This window comes from Flavobacterium saliperosum (assembly GCF_900100625.1).
GTDB classification, from domain to species: Bacteria; Bacteroidota; Bacteroidia; order Flavobacteriales; family Flavobacteriaceae; genus Flavobacterium; species Flavobacterium saliperosum.
Map to the genome: position 1 here is coordinate 218,185 of NZ_FMTY01000001.1, position 18,648 is coordinate 236,832.

Below are 18,648 nucleotides of genomic sequence, written 5' to 3' on the forward strand. Positions count from 1 at the left end.
TCCGGATTTTCCGGAAACATTTTTATTTATTATTCTTTATAAAGGCATCCAAAACCTTTCTGAAATTCTCCGAATTCCAATTGGCAGCTCCCGAATGATTCACGGCAATCCGCCCGTTTTTTGCAATCAGATATGTTTTTGGTGCCTTGTCCAAGACAATGGAACGCAAAGGTGTCCCTCCGGAATAAAACATCGGAAAAACATACTCGTTTTCTTTTATAAATTTTAACGCATCCGTCTGAGAATCATTAGTTACAAAAACAAAAAACACCTCATTTTTATACTCTTCATACAGTTTAGCCCATACTTTCAATTCTTCAACCGATTCCGGAGAATTTGACGACCAGTAATTTACAATCACATTTCGTCCCATATATTCCACAAACGAAATTGTCTTTCCGGTTGGCCCTATTAACTTCCAGTCATACGAATACATCGGCAACTGTTTTTCAAACGGAATCGTGGTTGGTTCGGTTAAATTGGACCCTGCAAAAGCATCTTTAATTTTATCAACATTAAAAGCCGCTACAATCCCAATCAGTAGAATTCCAATTACAAGTATTTTTTTCATTGCATTCAAACGTTTAAAGTGTAAATATAGAAACTAGCGACTACACCAACAAAAAAACGCTCCGTTTGGGAGCGTTTTTAATATAATTTTAATATAATTAAGCTTTTCCGGCCGCTATCAGGTTCAAAGCAGAACCGGCAACAAACCAACCTATTTGACTATCGTTGTAAGTATGATTCGCTAAAATGACATCTTTAGTTCCATCTGCATGAACGAATTCCAATGTTAATGGTTTTCCTGGCGCAAATTCTGTTAAATCTAAGAAGTTGATGGTATCGTCTTCCTGAATTTTATCGTAATCCGCTTCGTTAGCAAACGTTAACGCTAACATCCCTTGTTTCTTAAGGTTCGTTTCGTGGATACGGGCAAATGATTTTACCAATACCGCTTTCACGCCTAAAAAGCGAGGTTCCATTGCAGCGTGCTCACGGGAAGAACCTTCTCCGTAGTTATGGTCACCCACAACGATGGAAGGAACACCAGCCGCTTTATACGCTCTTTGCACCGCGGGAACAGCATCATAAGCACCCGTCAGTTGGTTTTTAACGGAATTCGCTTTGCCGTTAAAAGCATTTTCCGCCCCGATTAACATGTTATTTGAAATATTATCCAGGTGACCACGAAAACGCAACCATGGACCTGCCATCGAAATATGATCAGTCGTACATTTTCCGTACGCTTTGATTAGCAACTTGGCACCGGTAATGTTTTTTCCGTCCCATGCTTCAAAAGGAGCCAACAATTGTAAACGGTCTGAAGTTTCTGAAACCGCTACCTGCACATTTGAACCGTCAGCAGCAGGAGCCTGGAATCCGGCATCTTCCACATCAAAACCTCTTTTGGGAAGTTCATCTCCGGTTGGGGCGATTAATTTTACCGCTTCTCCTTTGTCATTTATTAAGGTGTCGGTAAGTGGATTGAAATCCAGTCTTCCTGAAATTGCCAATGCAGCTACCATTTCCGGTGACGTTACAAAAGCGTGTGTATTCGGGTTACCGTCCGCTCTTTTAGAGAAGTTACGGTTGAACGAGTGAACGATTGTGTTTTTTTCCTGTTTGTCGGCACCTTCTCGGTCCCATTGTCCGATACAGGGTCCGCAAGCATTCGTAAACACTTTGGTTCCCATTTTTTCGAAAGTAGCGATGATACCGTCTCTTTCGATAGTGTAACGGATTTGCTCCGAACCCGGGTTGATTCCGAATTCCGCTTTAGGCGTGATTCCATGTGCTACCGCCTGTTCCACGATGGAAGCCGCGCGTGACATGTCTTCATACGAAGAGTTGGTACACGAACCGATTAGTCCCCACTCTACTTTGATTGGCCATCCGTTCGCTGCTGCTTCCGCCTTCATTTTAGAAACCGGAGTACCTCTGTCCGGCGTGAATGGCCCGTTAATATGTGGCTCTAATTCGGATAAGTTGATTTCGATTAATTGGTCGAAATATTGCGCCGGATTTGCATATACTTCTGCATCAGCCGTTAAGTAAGGCGCTACTTTATCCGCAGCATTTACCACATCCTGACGACCGGTAGCCGCCAAATACCTTCTCATGGAATCATCATACCCGAATGTTGAAGTTGTTGCTCCGATTTCAGCCCCCATGTTACAGATGGTGCCTTTACCGGTACAAGACATCGCTTCTGCACCTTCTCCGAAATATTCAACGATAGCACCTGTCCCCCCTTTTACGGTTAAGATATCAGCTACTTTTAAGATTACGTCTTTTGGAGCGGTCCAACCTGATAATTTACCGGTTAATTTTACGCCGATTAATTTTGGGAACTTCAATTCCCAGGACATGCCCGACATTACGTCTACCGCATCCGCACCTCCAACTCCGATAGCCAACATCCCTAAACCACCTGCGTTTACCGTGTGAGAGTCGGTACCAATCATCATTCCGCCTGGAAAAGCGTAGTTTTCCAAAACGATTTGATGAATAATTCCCGATCCCGGTTTCCAGAATCCGATGCCGTATTTGTTAGAAACGGATGATAAAAAATCGAATACTTCTTTTGATTGGGTGTTTGCCACCTGTAAGTCGGTTTTAGCGCCCACTTTCGCCTGAATCAAGTGGTCACAGTGTACGGTTGTAGGAACTGCCACTTTGCTTTTTCCGGCGTGCATGAACTGCAACAATGCCATTTGCGCTGTTGCATCCTGACACGCGACTCTGTCCGGTGCGAAATCAACGTAATCTTTTCCTCTTGAAAATGCCTGAGAAGGCATCCCTTCCCAAAGGTGAGAATATAAAATCTTTTCCGATAAGGTAAGCGGACGCCCTACTAACTCACGTGCTTTATCCACACGGGAGGCTATATTCGCGTACACTTTTTCAATCATTTCTATATCAAAAGCCATAATTAAATAATTATTTTGTTATTCCATTTTAATCCTACAAGTTACAAAAAATAGATTAGCTATAACAAAAAAAGCCTAAGTTTATCGACTTAGGCTTTTACATTATGATTGACTATTCCTGCAATTATTTAACCAGCAACTTATGAGAAGGTGCGAACTTGGTCAAACTAATCCCTTCTACTGCCGCAGTATATTCTTCAATTGTTGGGGTTCTGCCAAGAATCGTAGACAGTACCACAACCGGGGTAGATGAAAGTAATGACTCTCCTTTTTTCTCGGCTGTATCTTCCACAACTCTTCCTTGGAAAAGACGAGTGGAAGTGGCCATTACCGTATCCCCTTTAGCCGCTTTTTCCTGATTCCCCATACAAAGGTTACATCCCGGACGTTCCAAATACAACATATTTTCATACTCGGTACGTGCTGCCGCTTTAGGCGCATTATCATCAAATTCAAAGCCGGAGTATTTCTGTAAAACTTCCCAGTCCCCTTCTGCTTTCAATTCATCCACGATATTATAAGTAGGTGGCGCTACCACAAGTGGCGCATTAAATTTAACCTCTCCTTTTTGCGCTTCAACATTTTTAAGCATTTGCGCTAGGATTTTCATATCGCCTTTATGTACCATACAAGAACCGATAAATCCAAGATCTACTTTTTTCGTTCCTCCGTAGAAAGAAAGCGGTCGGATAGTATCGTGTGTATAACGTTTAGAAACATCGGCGTTATTCACATCCGGGTCAGCAATCATTGGCTCGGCGATCTGATCTAAATCAACCACAACTTCAGCATAATATTTAGCATTTGCATCTGGAGTTAATGCTGGTTTTTCACCTGACTTAATCTCTGCAATTCTCTTATCAGCTTTAGCAATTAATCCTTTCAACACTTGTTTGGCATTATCCATACCTTTGTCGATCATGATTTGGATTCTTCCTTTTGCAATCTCTAAAGATTCAATCAATGTTTCATCTTCAGATATACAGATAGAGGCTTTCGCTTTCATTTCTGCCGTCCAGTCTGTAAAGGTAAAGGCCTGATCCGCAGTAAGTGTTCCTAAATGCACTTCGATAATTCTTCCTTGGAATACGTTTTCTCCACCGAACTTGTGCAACATTTGCGCTTGTGTAGCATGAACCACATCACGGAAATCCATATACTCCTTCATGTTTCCTTTGAAGGTCACTTTTACCGATTCCGGAATTGGCATGGAAGCTTCTCCGGTAGCCAGTGCAAGAGCAACAGTTCCTGAGTCGGCACCAAAAGCAACACCTTTAGACATTCTGGTATGCGAGTCACCACCTATAATGATTGCCCACTCGTCAACAGTGATATCGTTAAGCACTTTGTGAATAACATCGGTCATTGGATGATACACCCCTTTCGGGTCACGTGCCGTAATCAGACCGAAGTCGTTCATGAATTTCATCAATTTTGGAATATTTGCCTGTGCTTTTTTATCCCAAACGGAAGCCGTATGACAACCCGATTGGTAAGCTCCGTCAACGATTGGTGAAATTACGGTAGCTGCCATCGATTCCAATTCCTGAGCCGTCATCAATCCGGTAGTATCTTGTGAACCTACAATATTAACGGTTACACGAACATCCGAACCAGCATGTAATGCTTTTTTGGAAATGGTTCCTACAGCATTTCTGTTGAAGATTTTTTCAACCGCTGTAAGACCTTGCCCTTCAATTGAAACCTCTTTTGAAGGCGCATAAACTAAAGGAGCTTCAATTCCTAAAGTTTTTGCAGCGAATGTTTGGATTTTTTTACCGAACACAATTGCGTAGGACCCACCCGCTTTAATGAATTCCATTTTCTGGGGCGTGAATGCTTTAGAAATGTCAATCAATTCCTGGTCTCCGTTATATAATTTTTTTGTTTTTGTATTGATTGTTAATACAGTTCCAGTTGCTACAGAATAAGCCTCTTCTAAAATCGGATCGCCATTTTCGTTACGAAGCACTTCACCATTAGCGTCAGTTTTTTTAACCCAGTTTTTCAGATCTAAACCAATCCCACCAGTTACATCGACAGTTGTTAGGAAAATCGGAGAAATGCCGTTTGTTCCCGCAACAATTGGGGCAAAATTCACAAACGGAACATAAGGACTCGCTTGTTTCCCTGTCCAAAGCGCCACGTTGTTTACTCCCGACATACGAGAAGAACCAACGCCCATCGTGCCTTTTTCTGCAATTAGCATCACCGATTTATCCGGATGTTGTGCCTGCAATGCCTTGATTTCAGCTTGTGCTTCAGGAGAAATCATACATTTTCCGTGCAATTCACGATCTGAACGAGAGTGTGCCTGGTTTCCAGGTGATAATAAATCCGTAGAAATATCCCCTTCTCCGGCAATAAAAGTAACCACTTTAATTTCTTCAGCCACTTCCGGAAGTTTCGTGAAGAATTCCGCTTTAGCGTAACTTTCCAAAATTTCTTTGGCGATAGCATTACCACTTTCGTAAGCCACTTTAATGCAATCCATGTCGGCATCATAAAGATAAACCTGTGTTTTAAGAACTTCTGCCGCCTGTTTGGCAATCGCAGCATCATTCCCCAAAGCCAAGTCAAGCAATACTTCGATTGAAGGACCGCCTTTCATGTGGGATAACAATTCGAAAGCAAAAGCAGGCGTGATTTCATTCACTGCCGAATCGCCTAAAATAATTTCTTTTAAGAATTTCGCCTTAACCCCCGCAGCCGTTGTGGTTCCGGGTAATGTATTGTAAATAAAGAATTTCAGAGAATCTTCGCGATTTGGATTAGCTGAATCTTTGATTTGTGCGATAATTTCACTTAGCAATTCAGCACCATCAATTGGTTTTGGATGAAGTCCTTGCGTTTTACGCTCTTCAATTTCTTTGATGTAATCGTTATAAATAGTCATTTCAATAGTATTTGAATCCGTTATGTTATTACTCGTTTTATTTTTAAAGTCGCACAAATTTAATCATTCCCAACTGAATTAAAAACTATTTAGCATTTCATTAATTTCGAAAGAATATTATTTATAAACGTTCTATTTTAATGCATATACTTCAAAGAAACCATACAATCTCTTAGATTTTTTACGAATTCTTAAATTTTTAAAATTATTTTATCAAATCACAAAAAAACAGGGGTGATTTTTGACAAATCAGCAGAATTACCTTTTCTCACGAAGGTTCATAATGGGCTTTTCGTAGTAGTTGTACAACAAAAAACTCAGAAAAAAAGTAAGTGTTACATAACCGATTGTAAATCCGTGCAACTGCCATGACGAAAATTGAGTGGTGTCGATAAAATATTTCAACAATTGCAGAACAATACTGTAATGCAAAAGATAGACCGAATACGAAACCAAACTTACAAATGTCACCGGTTTTGAAAACCACTTTGGTGCCGATTGCCATTGCGATAAAAAGGGAAGAAACAACGCGAATGTGATGGAGGTAATCGGCAGGTACACAACGTTCCAAAAAAACGGATAACTGTCAATCAGAATTCTGAAATACCCTACCCCAACATACATCAGCCCAATAAAAACACATCCCAGAAAGGCAAATTTTGTTTTGTTATTTTTCCAGAATTCCGCATAATTTAAACTCAGCCAGGCAGCTGCAATTCCTATTAAAATAGAGTCAATGCGGTAAATAACCACTTCTTTGAGTGATACATTCCATTGTTCCAAAGTGGTATTCGAGGTGGTAAACTGATAAACGACCTTGTTTATCACAAACACCAGAATCAGTATCAAAACCACACTGATGAATCGTTTGGATTTATTTTTAGCCTTGGTTAAAAAGGAAGTCAGCAATAGCGCAAAAGGGACGAACAAATAGGCAAATTCCTCCACCGACAAACTCCACGATTCCGGAAAAAAAGGTTTCATGGTCGTGGTAAAGTTCTGAAAAAAGAAAAAATAATAGCCGACATCTGACAGTGAAAGCCCTATTATCAAAGCGATTACAATATTCAGCAATAACACTAAAAAATAATTTGGCAGTGTCCGGAACCAGCGTCTTTTAAGAAAACGAAATGCAGTTTGAATTGTAAAATCCTGATCGATGTAGGAATAGAATAAAATCTTCCCGATTAGAAAGCCACTCAGCACAAAAAACAATTCGACACCCCAAAATCCGAAAAGGGTAAAAACCTGAGAAAGCAAACCGATACCGGGAGGGTAAATCCAAAGAATATGCGAACACAACACCATCAGAATGGCTGTAGCGCGCATCAAATCCAAACCGAAAATTCTATTTTTTTCCAAAGTTTATAAGGCGTAATTTAAAATTCGACAATCGGTATTTGTTTATTGGTTTTTCAAAAAAATGATAAAACACAACACTCAGCAACAAGGTTACCGTGAGATAAGACAAAGTGAAAATGTGCAATTCTGATTGGGAATACGATTTCAGATCAAACAATCGCATCATCAGAAAAAGCACAATACTGTAATGAATCAGATAGACGGAATACGAAATGTCGCAGGCAAATTTCACAGGAGTTACCAAGCGTTTCGGCCCTTTTTTCCAATCCAACATCATCGGAAAAAGCATCAAAACGATAACGGAAGCCAATGGCAGACAAAAGATATTCCAAAACCAGGCCGCATTGTCCAATCGCAATTTAAAAATCATTACCGAAGCGAGGAACAGTAAGAAAAACAGCAGTCCGAATCCGGCAAATAGCAGTTTGTTTCTTTTAAAAAAATGAGGGTGTTCAAAAAACAAACATCCCAAAAGCAATCCTGCCAGGACCGAATCCATACGGTAAATCATCACACCGCGCACCGACTGGCTCCAAACCGATAAATCCACATTGTCCGAATGGAAATGGTAATTCACTTTCGCCAAAAAGGATAGGATAAGCATGGAAAAGATAACCGAAAAGAAAATTTTCTTTCTGCTGAAATTACTGAAAAAAGTAACGAAAACGTAAAGCAGCAGCACCGCTATCACATAGCCAAGTTCTTTTACAGGTAGGCTCCATGACTCAGGGAAAAACGCAGGAATGGGTGTTGCGACATTCTGCATCAGAAAAAAGTATTTCCAGACTTCCCGGAGCGAAAAAGCAAAACAGATGTAAATTATAATATTGATTATCAGCACCAAATAATAACTGGGAATGATTCGGAACATTCTGCGAAAAAGAAAATTCTTCACTTCTCCGAATCCGTATTCATTATAAATGAACAGCTTGTAGATGGAACTTCCCACCAAAAAACCGCTTAAAATAAAGAACAATTCGATTCCGAAAAAACCGCTGAGATCTTTGAGTTTCGATAAAATACCGTCATTTTCAGGGTAAATAACGGTCGAATGCGAAAACAAAACCATGGCAATTGACACCGCACGCATCACATCCAATCCGAAAATCCGATTATCTGTCTTTATTGAAGTATCAATCATAGTTTTGCTTATTTTTGCTCCTTATCGTTTTAAAATGAGAAAATCAAAGATATATAAATATTTAGGAGTTGCGGCTTTACTAGGAATTATTGGTGGCGTAATTTGGTATTCGCAGTTAACCAACCGCCACAAAGCCATTGTCAAGACCTTTGTGTTGCATAAAACCGGATTGGTAGATAATGACTGGCTGGTAAACAACGGTAAAAAAGAATACAAAATGCTGTCGCCCACTTTCATTATTGACGGAATCTACAAATCAATGGAAGGCCCAAAAGCATCACGTTACATTCAGCTGGACCAATCCGACAAGTTATTGTGGATTACCGGATTTAAGGTGAAAGCTGTAGATGCCAAAACCGACCAACAACTGTCTAACGATTACATCTGTCACATGAATGTAGACATCAACGACACGCAGTATTACACGCATTGGGGACTGACGGACCGCATCGGAAAACAATACCCGCGAATGACCTCGTTATCCCACGGATTGGAACATTTTGATTTTCCGAAAGGTTACGGCGTTCCTATTGTCGGAAAAGATTTTCTGTTCGTGACAACACAAACGCTTAACCACAATGAACCGGATATCTTTAAAAAAGTGAAACACGAAGTTTCGGTGAATTATGAAGCCTACAACAAAACACAAAAACCGTTAATGAGCAAAACGGTTTACATTCAGCTTCCGTTCGACAAAAACGACCCTTTCAAAGGCCCGTTGGATCCAGGAAGTAACGAGTGTATTCCGGTAGAAACCAAAAACCACACCTATTGCGATAAAAACGGCAACATGCTTTCCGGACATTGGGTAATTCCAACCGGCATCAAAATATACCGAAGTTCGATTTCCGAACAACTACAGATTAAAGACAGTGCCCGACTGCATTTCTCAGCACCTCATGTCCATCCGTTTGCGACATCCATTAGTCTCTTTGACAAGACGAGCAACAAAACGGTTTTCACCTGCAAGGTGTCCAATTACAAACACAAAATCGGTTTACAAAACATTCAGACGTTCAGTTCTGAAAAAGGGGTTTGGCTGTATGGGAATCACGAGTATGAATTAGTCATGACAACCGACAACACTTCCAAAACCGATCAGGACATGATGGGCAGTATGTTCCTCTTCTTCTATGATTCGGAATTGGATGTAAAATTACCTAAGTTTTAAAATCGTTCAATGGCGTAAAAAAAGAGGGTGAAATTTTAACTTCACCCTCTTTTTTCTCTTTCACCAGTACTAAAACAATGTCTTGATAATCATTTCTTCGCTGATACCTTCCGCATCGGCTTTGTAATTTTTGATGATACGGTGACGCAAAATCCCGGTAGCTACCGCCTGAACATCTTCAATATCCGGAGAGTATTTCCCGTTTAATGCGGCATTCGTTTTTGCGGCTAAAATTAAGTTTTGGGACGCACGTGGTCCGGCACCCCAATCCAGATAGTTTTTAATATACGCTGTGGCCAACAAATTGTCGGGACGTGTTTTGGAAACCAAAGTAACGGCATATTCGATTACGTTATCCGCTACCGGAATGCGACGGATTAACTGTTGAAAATCGATAATTTCCTGAGAGGTAAACAACGGATTCACTTTTACGGTAAAATCGGTTGTGGTACTTTTAACCACCTGTACTTCTTCAGCGAAACTCGGGTAGTCCAATTTAATGGCAAACATGAATCGGTCCAATTGCGCTTCCGGTAACGGATAGGTTCCTTCCTGTTCAATTGGGTTTTGGGTGGCCAATACGAAGAAAGGCAAATCCAGTTTATAATGATGTCCGGCAATAGTCACCGCTTTTTCCTGCATCGCTTCCAATAAGGCCGCCTGTGTTTTTGGAGGGGTACGGTTAATTTCGTCGGCAAGAATGATATTGGAGAAAATAGGTCCTTTCAGGAATTTGAAACTTCGGCTTTCATCGAGAATCTCACTTCCCAATATATCGGAAGGCATCAGATCGGGAGTAAACTGAATTCGTTTAAAATCCAATCCCAAAGCCTGTGAAATCGTATTCACCATTAAGGTTTTCGCCAATCCGGGAACGCCTACCAAAAGCGCATGACCGCCTGAAAAAATACTCAGTACAATCTGATTTACCACATCATCCTGACCCACTATTATTTTGGCAATTTCTTCTTTAAGCGCTTTTTGTTTCTGAACCAGATTCTGAATTGCTGCTACGTCCGACATTTGAGTATAGTTTAAATTAAAAAGAGTTAGATCTATGATTCCATAAAACTAACTCTTTTAGCTGTTTTTAAAAAATTTATTTTTTCAACCAATTGTTAGTGAATGCGCAATCTCTGTACTCACCATTGATTTTGATATAGGTTTCCTTAATTTTCTCTTCTGACCATTTTGCCACGGCTTTGATTTGCTTTTCTTTCAAGGCCAAATCTTTAATTTTCAAATAATCTTTAGCGAAATCTGCCGTGTGTTCCTCGAAACGATTGGTAACGGTAATCAGTTTGTATTTTTTGTTTCCGTTTTGCTCCTCATCCACCAAAGGCAATGAAACCTCATTGTCTTTTAATTCGGAAACCTGGCTGTACAAGGTCGGATCCATTTTTGTCAATTCGAAACGCGACTCCATTGTTCTTGGGTTGATTAAAATACCACCGCTGTTACGGGTTTCTTTTTCATCTGAAAACTGACGGGCTGCTTCTGCGAACGAGATTTCACCGTCAACAACACGCTTGCGTATGGTTTCGATTTTAGTTTTGGCATCCGTTAAAGCTTCGTTGGTAACTTTTGGTGAAATCAGGATATGACGCACGTCCAATTCCTGTCCGCGTATTTTTTCAAGATAGATAATGTGAAAACCGAATTCCGTTTCAAACGGATCGGAGATTTCCCCTTCCTGCAAGCTGAAGGCCACATCTTTGAATTCTTTTACAAATTGCGTCTTCTTGGTCAATTTATAATATCCTCCGTTGGATTTCGAACCCGGGTCTTCAGAATACAATACCGCTCTACTGAAAAAACTGGAACCTTCCTGAACTTCTTTCTTTAACTCTTTTAGCTTGTCGATTACTTTTTGTTTTTCCGCCTGACTGATAACCGGTTTAACGACAATTTGCGCCACTTCCATTTCAGCACCGAAAACTGGCAAATCTTCTTTTGGGATGGCGTTGAAAAAAGTTCGGACTTCTTCCGGAGTGATTTCAACTTCATCTACAATTTTACGCTGCATCTGCGTTGTCAGTTTGTTCATCTTTACGACATCAAAGAAATAGGCTTTAAAATCTTCCAGGTTTTTTTTGTTGTAAAACTTGATTACTTTATCTACAGACCCTACCTGTTCCACCATTTGGTCCAATTGCGAATTCATGAACTCATTTACCTCACCGTCAGTCACAACGATACTGTCCTGAATCGCCTGATGCGCATACAATTTGTCTTCCAGTAATTTGCCCAACATTTCGCAACGGCTGATGTTTTTCACTTCGACACCCTGTGCCTGTAACTCGATGAATGTTTTATCGATATCGGAATCCAAAACAACATAATCTCCAACAACAGCAACTACGCCATCAATTTTCTTTTTCTGACCCGGTTGTGCGTACATCGTATTGAATGCACAGATTACAACTCCGAAAATCAGGGCAACTTTATGGTTTATCAACTTCATGTTTCTCTTTTTAAATGGCATCTGCTTGTATTAAATTTATATGTTATTTTGTTTGTAACTGACTCTTAACTTTATTAAAAACGTCCTGGTTAATCTTAACCGTAAACTCTTTCTTCAATTCACCAACCCAGTTTGCTTCCAGGTATTGCTGGTAATCGTTTATTACCTTCCCTTTGGTTTCCTCGAGTTTCTTCGGACCTTTGTCTAATTTTTTAATGATTTGGGTGATAAAATAATAATTCCCTTCATGGCTCACATCGGTAATTCCCACATTGAAATTCTGATGTTTTGGGAGTGCGGCATCGCCTACTTCAAAAATTCCCGATTTCACCATGATTTCAACGGCTCCCTTTGTATTGAAAGTTTCTTTGATAAAATCAATTGATTTATTCTTTTTAAGATACTTCTCCGTTTTCTTGATCACATCGGATTTCGTGGATGAAAACACATTGGCTTCCACGCGGTCTTTCCATTGGTAATTAGCAATGTTCTTTTCGTAGAATGCTTTCAGTCCCAGAGTATCGGTTTTTGCTTTCGTCCAGATTTCTTTTTCCATCAGATCAAACAGGAGTAAGCCGTCTCTGTATTCATCCATCACATTTGAAAATTCCGGAAATTCTTTCTCCAGATTATCGTTATAATAACCTGTTAATTGTTCCTCCACAAACTTGGCATACAACTTATCCATCAATTTGCTGATGGGTTTAATGGCATGGTTCGCTTTTTGTTGCGAAGCAACGTAATTTAAAAATACCGAAGCCGTAACGGTTTTATCGTTATTGACGGTCAGCAATTGCTCATTCATCTCCTTTGCAACTGAAGGCACTTCCCATTCTTGTTTATAGTATTTATCCGTTACCAAAGGAAGTATTTTTTTATACACCTTATCGTTTCTTTTCACCGGATATTTTTTACGAAGCATTTCGTTCATAGAAGCATTAATCAGACGGGAGCGATCATCTTTTCTGATTTTATTATCAAACTCAGCTTCCATTTCTTCAAATGGTCTTACGGGATATTTTTCGATCAATTTAACGATATGCCATCCGAACTGACTCTGGAACGGCATCGAAATCTCCCCTTTTTGGGTCAACGAAAAAGCCACATCTTCAAATTCTTCCGAGCTCAATTCTCCCGAACCGAACCGTTGCAATTCCCCTCCTTTATTGGAAGTCGATTTATCCTGAGAAAATTGTTGTGCCAAACTTTCAAATCCTTCGCCTTGTTTCAATTTTTTATAAACGTCCTCTATTGTGGATTTGGCTGTAGCAGCTTCTGTCGGATTCTGACCGTTTAAAGTCATGATGTGTGCCACAGTCACCTGACCTCTGTTCTCACGAACATCATTCACTTTAATCAAATGATAACCAAAACGGGTTCTGACCGGCAGGGACACCTCTCCCTTTTTTGTTTTATAGGCGGCACTTTCAAATGGATATACCATTCTAAAAACTGAAAACCAGCCCAAATTCCCTTTATTGTCTTTCACCGAAGGGTCTTGCGAATATTGTGCGGCTATGGTTTCGAAATTCTCTCCGTTAACGATTTTCTTACGAACATCCATTGCCTTCTGGTATACTTTTAAAGTATCCGCAGGTTCGGCATTTTCATCCAATGTAAATAAAATATGAGAGGCCTTAATTTCTTTCAGCGAACGCTTGTATGCTTCTTCAATAAGTTCTTTGGTAACTTTCGAATCCGTAACGTAATTTTTAGAAAGTTGGGTACGGTAAGATTTTAATTCGTTCTGATAATTGGCATTGTTTTGAAGTCCGAGCTTATTCGCTTTCTCAACTTTCAGTTTGTATCCGATAAAAAGATCAAGATAATGATTCAAGTCTTTTTGCGAATCGTCTTTTACCAAATCCAGATTTTTTTTGTAAACCCTTGCAAATTCTTCAGTGTAATATGGCTTGTCATTAATCGTAAAAAGAACCTCTTTTTTATTATCCTGAGCAAAAGAAACTGCATTGGCAGCAATAAAAAGACCTAATAGAACCTGTTTTAATTTCATTCTTTTATAACACTATTTAGTTTGAAGTTTAAAAAAATCACCGGCAATTCTTAAAGGGCCTTCACAAAATGAAGAACACCTGATTTGCAACCAACAAAAATAGCAATTCAAAGCTATTATACAACCATACCGATTACTATTAACAAAAAATTATACGCAAACTTCAATATAACGACACAATGGCTATTTTTTTGATAATAAAATGAGTTCTCGCAAATTATAATTACTTTTGCACCCACTAATTTTTGTCTGATGAGTTTTCAAAAAGAAATACAACGAAGAAGAACTTTTGGGATTATTTCCCACCCTGATGCCGGTAAAACCACATTAACCGAAAAACTGTTATTATTTGGTGGTGCGATTCAGGAAGCCGGTGCCGTAAAAAGCAATAAAATAAAAAAAGGAGCGACTTCCGACTTTATGGAAATTGAGCGCCAGAGAGGAATTTCGGTATCCACATCGGTATTGGCCTTCAATTACAAAGACAAAAAAATCAACATTCTGGACACACCGGGTCACAAGGATTTTGCGGAAGACACGTTCCGTACTTTAACGGCCGTAGACAGCGTTATCGTTGTGGTTGACGTAGCGAAAGGGGTTGAGGAACAAACGGAGAAGTTAGTGGAAGTTTGTAGAATGCGGAAAATTCCAATGATTGTTTTCATTAACAAATTGGACCGTGAAGGAAAAGATGCTTTTGACTTAATGGATGAAGTGGAACAAAAACTGGGCCTTCATGTAACGCCGTTGAGTTTTCCAATCGGAATGGGGTATGATTTCAAGGGAATCTATAACATCTGGGAGAAAAACATCAACCTTTTTGAAGGCGACAGTCGTAAAAATATTGAAGAAACCATTGCTTTTTCAGACATTGACAGTCCGGAACTGGAAAAAATCATCGGAGAAAAACCGGCAAACAAGCTTCGTGAAGAATTGGAACTGATCAGCGAAGTATATCCGGCATTTGACAGGGATGCTTATCTGGCGGGCGATTTACAACCCGTTTTCTTTGGTTCGGCATTGAACAATTTCGGAGTACGTGAAATGTTGGATTGTTTCATCGAAATAGCGCCGTCACCAAGACCTAAAGATTCCGACACCCGAGAAGTAAAACCGGACGAACCCAAATTTTCCGGATTTGTATTTAAAATTCATGCCAACATGGATCCGAAGCACCGTGACCGTCTGGCTTTTATAAAAATTGTTTCCGGAACTTTCGAAAGAAACAAACCGTATTTGCATGTACGTTTAGGCAAAAACCTGAAATTCTCGAGTCCGAATGCCTTTTTCGCAGAGAAAAAAGAGATTGTGGACATTTCATACCCCGGCGATATTGTTGGATTGCATGATACCGGAAACTTCAAAATCGGAGACACCTTGACCGAAGGTGAACTGATGCAGTTTAAAGGGATTCCCAGCTTCTCTCCGGAGCATTTCCGCTACATTAACAATGCCGACCCGATGAAAGCCAAACAGCTGGAAAAAGGGGTAGATCAGTTAATGGATGAAGGGGTAGCCCAGCTATTTACTTTGGAAATGAATAACCGTAAAGTAATCGGAACCGTTGGGGCTTTACAGTATGAGGTAATCCAGTACCGCTTGGAACACGAGTACGGCGCAAAATGTTCCTATGAAAACTTCCCGGCATTCAAAGCGTGTTGGGTAAAACCGGAAGATCCTAAAAATGAGGAATTTGCCGAATTCAAACGCATCAAGCAGAAGTTTTTGGCAAAAGACAAATTCGGACAGTTGGTTTTCCTTGCCGATTCCGATTTTTCCATTCAGATGACGCAGAGTAAATATCCAAGTGTAAAATTACTTTTCACCTCAGAATTTGAATAATTAACGTTTTGAAAATCAATTTTTTAAAGTTAATTTATATTTTTACAACCCAAATAAAGAATTTATGAAATCGAATTTATTGAAACTATACATTTTCAGCTTTTTATTCCTGTCTGATTTTGTGATGTTTGCCCAACCGGGAACTGATGACGGAAGTGGCGGACTTGAAGATGACGATCCACCTCCGGCTCCTATAAACAGTAAATTATTTTGGTTGGCTGTTTTTGGAATCGCATTTGCTTTTTATCATTTCCGAAACCGAAAAAACAAAACCGCTTAACATAAAAAATCCACCGATTGGTGGATTTTTTTATTTCTGTATTATGGGATTCGTCTTAAAATACAACTTTCTTGTTCACGACCACTCCATCAGCGGCTACAACTTTAACAAACAATACGCTGTTTTCGGCTCTTACTCCGGAAAGCAACGCAGAAGTACTGTTAATGCTTGATTTTTGAGTTAATTGTCTGCCTTGTACATCGTATACTTCCACGGTGTCCAATGTGACCCCATTGGCATTTACATTCAGATTTCCGTTTGCATCTTTAAACACGATTACCGTGTTTTCGTTAAAATCACTTTGATTTGTTCCTAATATGTTCGCTTGGTACACGATTTCAAAACGACTGTCAAAAGTTCCTGCATCGGAAGCAAATGCATAGGCCGCCGCTTTTAAATCATGGGTAACATTCAACAAATTATCCTTTAAATAAACATTTTGACTTCCAAGAAACAATCCGTCCATATGATCAATAGAAATGGAATGCATACCGGAATAGGAAGTTTTAAATCGCAACGGAACAATATCGGAAGTAGTAAATGTTGGTCGGCCCTGAATAAGATAATTTTCCCCGGCAATATCCATTGTTAAGGAAACCGGAGCGTCTTCAATCGCTTTTCCATCTATTCCATAATCAACACCTAAAGTAGCCTCTCCAAAATAACCGACAAGCATTTGATTTTTTGAACCTGCACCATCATTTACATTTAACCAAATTTTACTTCCAATCAACTCACCTTCATTTGATACCTCTCTAAAAAATTGGTCGGCCGTATTAGCGATTCGCATGGAATTGTTAAAATCCACATTGGTCTCATTATTTAACATTTCAACAATAAAGCCCTGTCCGGTTCGGATAATACCATTAGGATTTACCACTTGCGCTTCGCCATTACTTACGAAACCGGCGGTTGTCCAGGTACAATAACCCGGCTCAGTAGCAGCGTTATTACTCTTTCTCCAAAAATACAAAGTCCCTGTAATCTTACCTGTGTTTGTGCTAACAAATGAACTCATTCTGATTGGCGAAGGGTATGGATTGCCTATCGCATTAAACTTTTTCCCAACACCTCCATTGTATAAATTTAAAGCTATGTTTCCATTATTGGGAACCCCGGTAAACAATCCGCTCCAAACTGTAGCAGTGGTAGGATGATTGTTGGGCATTCGAATTAAATATCCTTTACCCGTTTGAAAATTAGTTGCCGATGGATCTATCGAGGCATACAGATTGGAATCCGAATTATATTCATAAAAACGATTGGTAAGGGTTAATGGAGAAAAAGACAACAGATTTTGTCCGGAAACCGGTGATGACCACATAGTATAATCCAAACGCATCAAAGCGGAGCTATTCCGTTTGATATTAGCATTTCCAATATTTGGACCATCGTAAGAGGACTGAATTAAATTCGCATTATTCTGCATTGTAAAATTTCCGGATCCTATGATATTAACAACACCATTAACCGTAAAATTAAATCCTGAATTTACTGTAAGCGATGCACCATTGACAACTTCAAGTGCCTTAATTGAATTATTTCGATTAACGACACAAGGATTTGTTCCTTCAATCACAGCCCGCTCATTAATTCCCGGGACACGACCACAACTCCAATTAGTTGAATTATCCCAATCATCATTCACGCCACCAATCCATTTATTAGGTTGTATTGCAATAGATTCTGTCAAGGTAGTTGCAACAGAACATCCGCCACTTCCCTGAACCAAAGATCTGTATTTATAAATTCCCTCCTGAGTGTTCCAACCAAAACTCACAGTTAATCTTTCTGTTATCTGAGTTTGAGCCGTATTAAATGTTTTATTTATCGAATAGGTTACTCCAGCAATAGGAAAAGAATTGATATCAACCCAAACACCCGGAGCAGACTCAATTTGCCATGTAAACATTGCCGAATTTAAATTTCCGTCGAAAGGAGAACAATTCCCCTGCCTAACCCCTACCGATAAATTTTTACTTCTGTTAAGACACACATCAGAAGTAGAATTACTTAGATTGGTTATTATTTGTAATTGAGCAAAAGTATTGGAAGACAATAGCATAGTTAAAACAAATAACCATGTTATTTTTAAAAGATTTTTTTCAATCATACTATTAATTTTAGGAAAAACAGAAAAACATCGAACACACAAACATAATTATAAAAAACTGATAATCAAAATATTCTAATCAAAAAAACCCTTCGGAACGAAAGGCTTTTTGTATTATTAAGCTTGACCTGTAGGACCAAAGCTAAACGGCAGTTGCTGTTGTTCCGCTTCTTTGATTTCACCGTGAGCACTTTCGAACCTATGGATGTTTTCTCCCAAAGCCATTAACAGTCTTTTGGCATGTTGCGGTGTCAATACAATTCTTGATTTCACTTTGGCCTTGGGAACCCCAGGCATAATACTTACGAAATCGACAACAAATTCCGTATTGGAGTGATTGATTATGGCCAGATTGGAATACGTCCCTTCGGCAGTCTGTTCGTCTAACTCAATATTGATTTGCCCTTGTGGATTGTTTTTATCGTTCATTTT

Annotated in this window: 13 protein-coding genes; 3 read left to right on the plus strand and 10 right to left on the minus strand. The window is 39.5% G+C overall.

Features of this window, described 5'->3' with window-relative positions; all coding sequences use genetic code 11:
* Positions 1-22 precede the first annotated feature (22 nt).
* The 5 genes from BLQ05_RS01115 to BLQ05_RS01135 form a co-directional block, all read right to left on the minus strand.
* Positions 23-571, minus strand: a complete 549-nt coding sequence (locus tag BLQ05_RS01115; RefSeq protein WP_023575302.1) for a TlpA family protein disulfide reductase — start codon at positions 569-571, stop codon at positions 23-25.
* A 97-nt stretch (positions 572-668) separates the two neighbouring features.
* A complete protein-coding gene (locus BLQ05_RS01120; RefSeq protein WP_023575303.1) occupies positions 669-2,933 on the minus strand; it encodes an aconitate hydratase in 2,265 nt (754 codons plus the stop codon).
* 124 nt (positions 2,934-3,057) lie between these two features.
* Positions 3,058-5,829: a bifunctional aconitate hydratase 2/2-methylisocitrate dehydratase gene (locus tag BLQ05_RS01125; RefSeq protein ID WP_023575304.1), complete on the minus strand. Its 2,772-nt coding sequence runs from the start codon at positions 5,827-5,829 to the stop codon at positions 3,058-3,060.
* Between the two features lie 258 nt (positions 5,830-6,087).
* Positions 6,088-7,191, minus strand: a complete 1,104-nt coding sequence (locus tag BLQ05_RS01130) for an acyltransferase family protein (protein WP_035653835.1) — start codon at positions 7,189-7,191, stop codon at positions 6,088-6,090.
* Positions 7,178-8,332 carry an acyltransferase family protein gene (locus tag BLQ05_RS01135; RefSeq protein WP_074460081.1) on the minus strand — a complete coding sequence of 385 codons (1,155 nt, stop codon included), beginning with the start codon at positions 8,330-8,332 and terminating at the stop codon, positions 7,178-7,180. The genes BLQ05_RS01130 and BLQ05_RS01135 overlap by 14 nt, the downstream gene beginning before the upstream one ends.
* A gap of 34 nt (positions 8,333-8,366) precedes the next feature.
* On the opposite strand from BLQ05_RS01135, the gene BLQ05_RS01140 reads away from it, so the two are divergent.
* A complete protein-coding gene (locus BLQ05_RS01140; protein ID WP_035653837.1) occupies positions 8,367-9,503 on the plus strand; it encodes a hypothetical protein in 1,137 nt (378 codons plus the stop codon).
* Positions 9,504-9,572: 69 nt separating this feature from the next.
* Here the strand turns inward: BLQ05_RS01140 and BLQ05_RS01145 are convergent, their stop codons facing one another.
* From BLQ05_RS01145 to BLQ05_RS01155, 3 genes are all read right to left on the minus strand, one after another.
* Positions 9,573-10,526, minus strand: coding sequence for an AAA family ATPase (locus BLQ05_RS01145; RefSeq protein ID WP_023575308.1), 954 nt, complete (start codon positions 10,524-10,526; stop codon positions 9,573-9,575).
* A 76-nt stretch (positions 10,527-10,602) separates the two neighbouring features.
* The gene (locus BLQ05_RS01150; protein WP_023575309.1) at positions 10,603-11,967 is read right to left on the minus strand and encodes a peptidylprolyl isomerase; all 1,365 of its coding nucleotides are present in this window, start codon (positions 11,965-11,967) and stop codon (positions 10,603-10,605) included.
* A 43-nt stretch (positions 11,968-12,010) separates the two neighbouring features.
* Positions 12,011-13,981: a peptidylprolyl isomerase gene (locus BLQ05_RS01155; RefSeq protein ID WP_023575310.1), complete on the minus strand. Its 1,971-nt coding sequence runs from the start codon at positions 13,979-13,981 to the stop codon at positions 12,011-12,013.
* Between the two features lie 252 nt (positions 13,982-14,233).
* Here BLQ05_RS01155 and BLQ05_RS01160 point away from each other — a divergent pair, with 252 nt between their 5' ends.
* Entirely contained in the window at positions 14,234-15,823 is a 1,590-nt protein-coding gene (locus tag BLQ05_RS01160) for a peptide chain release factor 3 (protein WP_023575311.1), read from the plus strand.
* 64 nt (positions 15,824-15,887) lie between these two features.
* Entirely contained in the window at positions 15,888-16,103 is a 216-nt protein-coding gene (locus BLQ05_RS01165) for a hypothetical protein (RefSeq protein ID WP_023575312.1), read from the plus strand.
* 55 nt (positions 16,104-16,158) lie between these two features.
* Here BLQ05_RS01165 and BLQ05_RS01170 read toward each other — a convergent pair whose 3' ends face one another.
* Both BLQ05_RS01170 and BLQ05_RS01175 read right to left on the minus strand, forming a co-directional pair.
* Positions 16,159-18,015 (minus strand): T9SS sorting signal type C domain-containing protein, encoded by a 1,857-nt coding sequence (locus BLQ05_RS01170; RefSeq protein ID WP_162147772.1) that lies wholly within the window; start codon positions 18,013-18,015, stop codon positions 16,159-16,161.
* 318 nt (positions 18,016-18,333) lie between these two features.
* A complete protein-coding gene (locus tag BLQ05_RS01175; protein ID WP_023575314.1) occupies positions 18,334-18,645 on the minus strand; it encodes a DUF3467 domain-containing protein in 312 nt (103 codons plus the stop codon).
* Positions 18,646-18,648 lie beyond the last annotated feature (3 nt).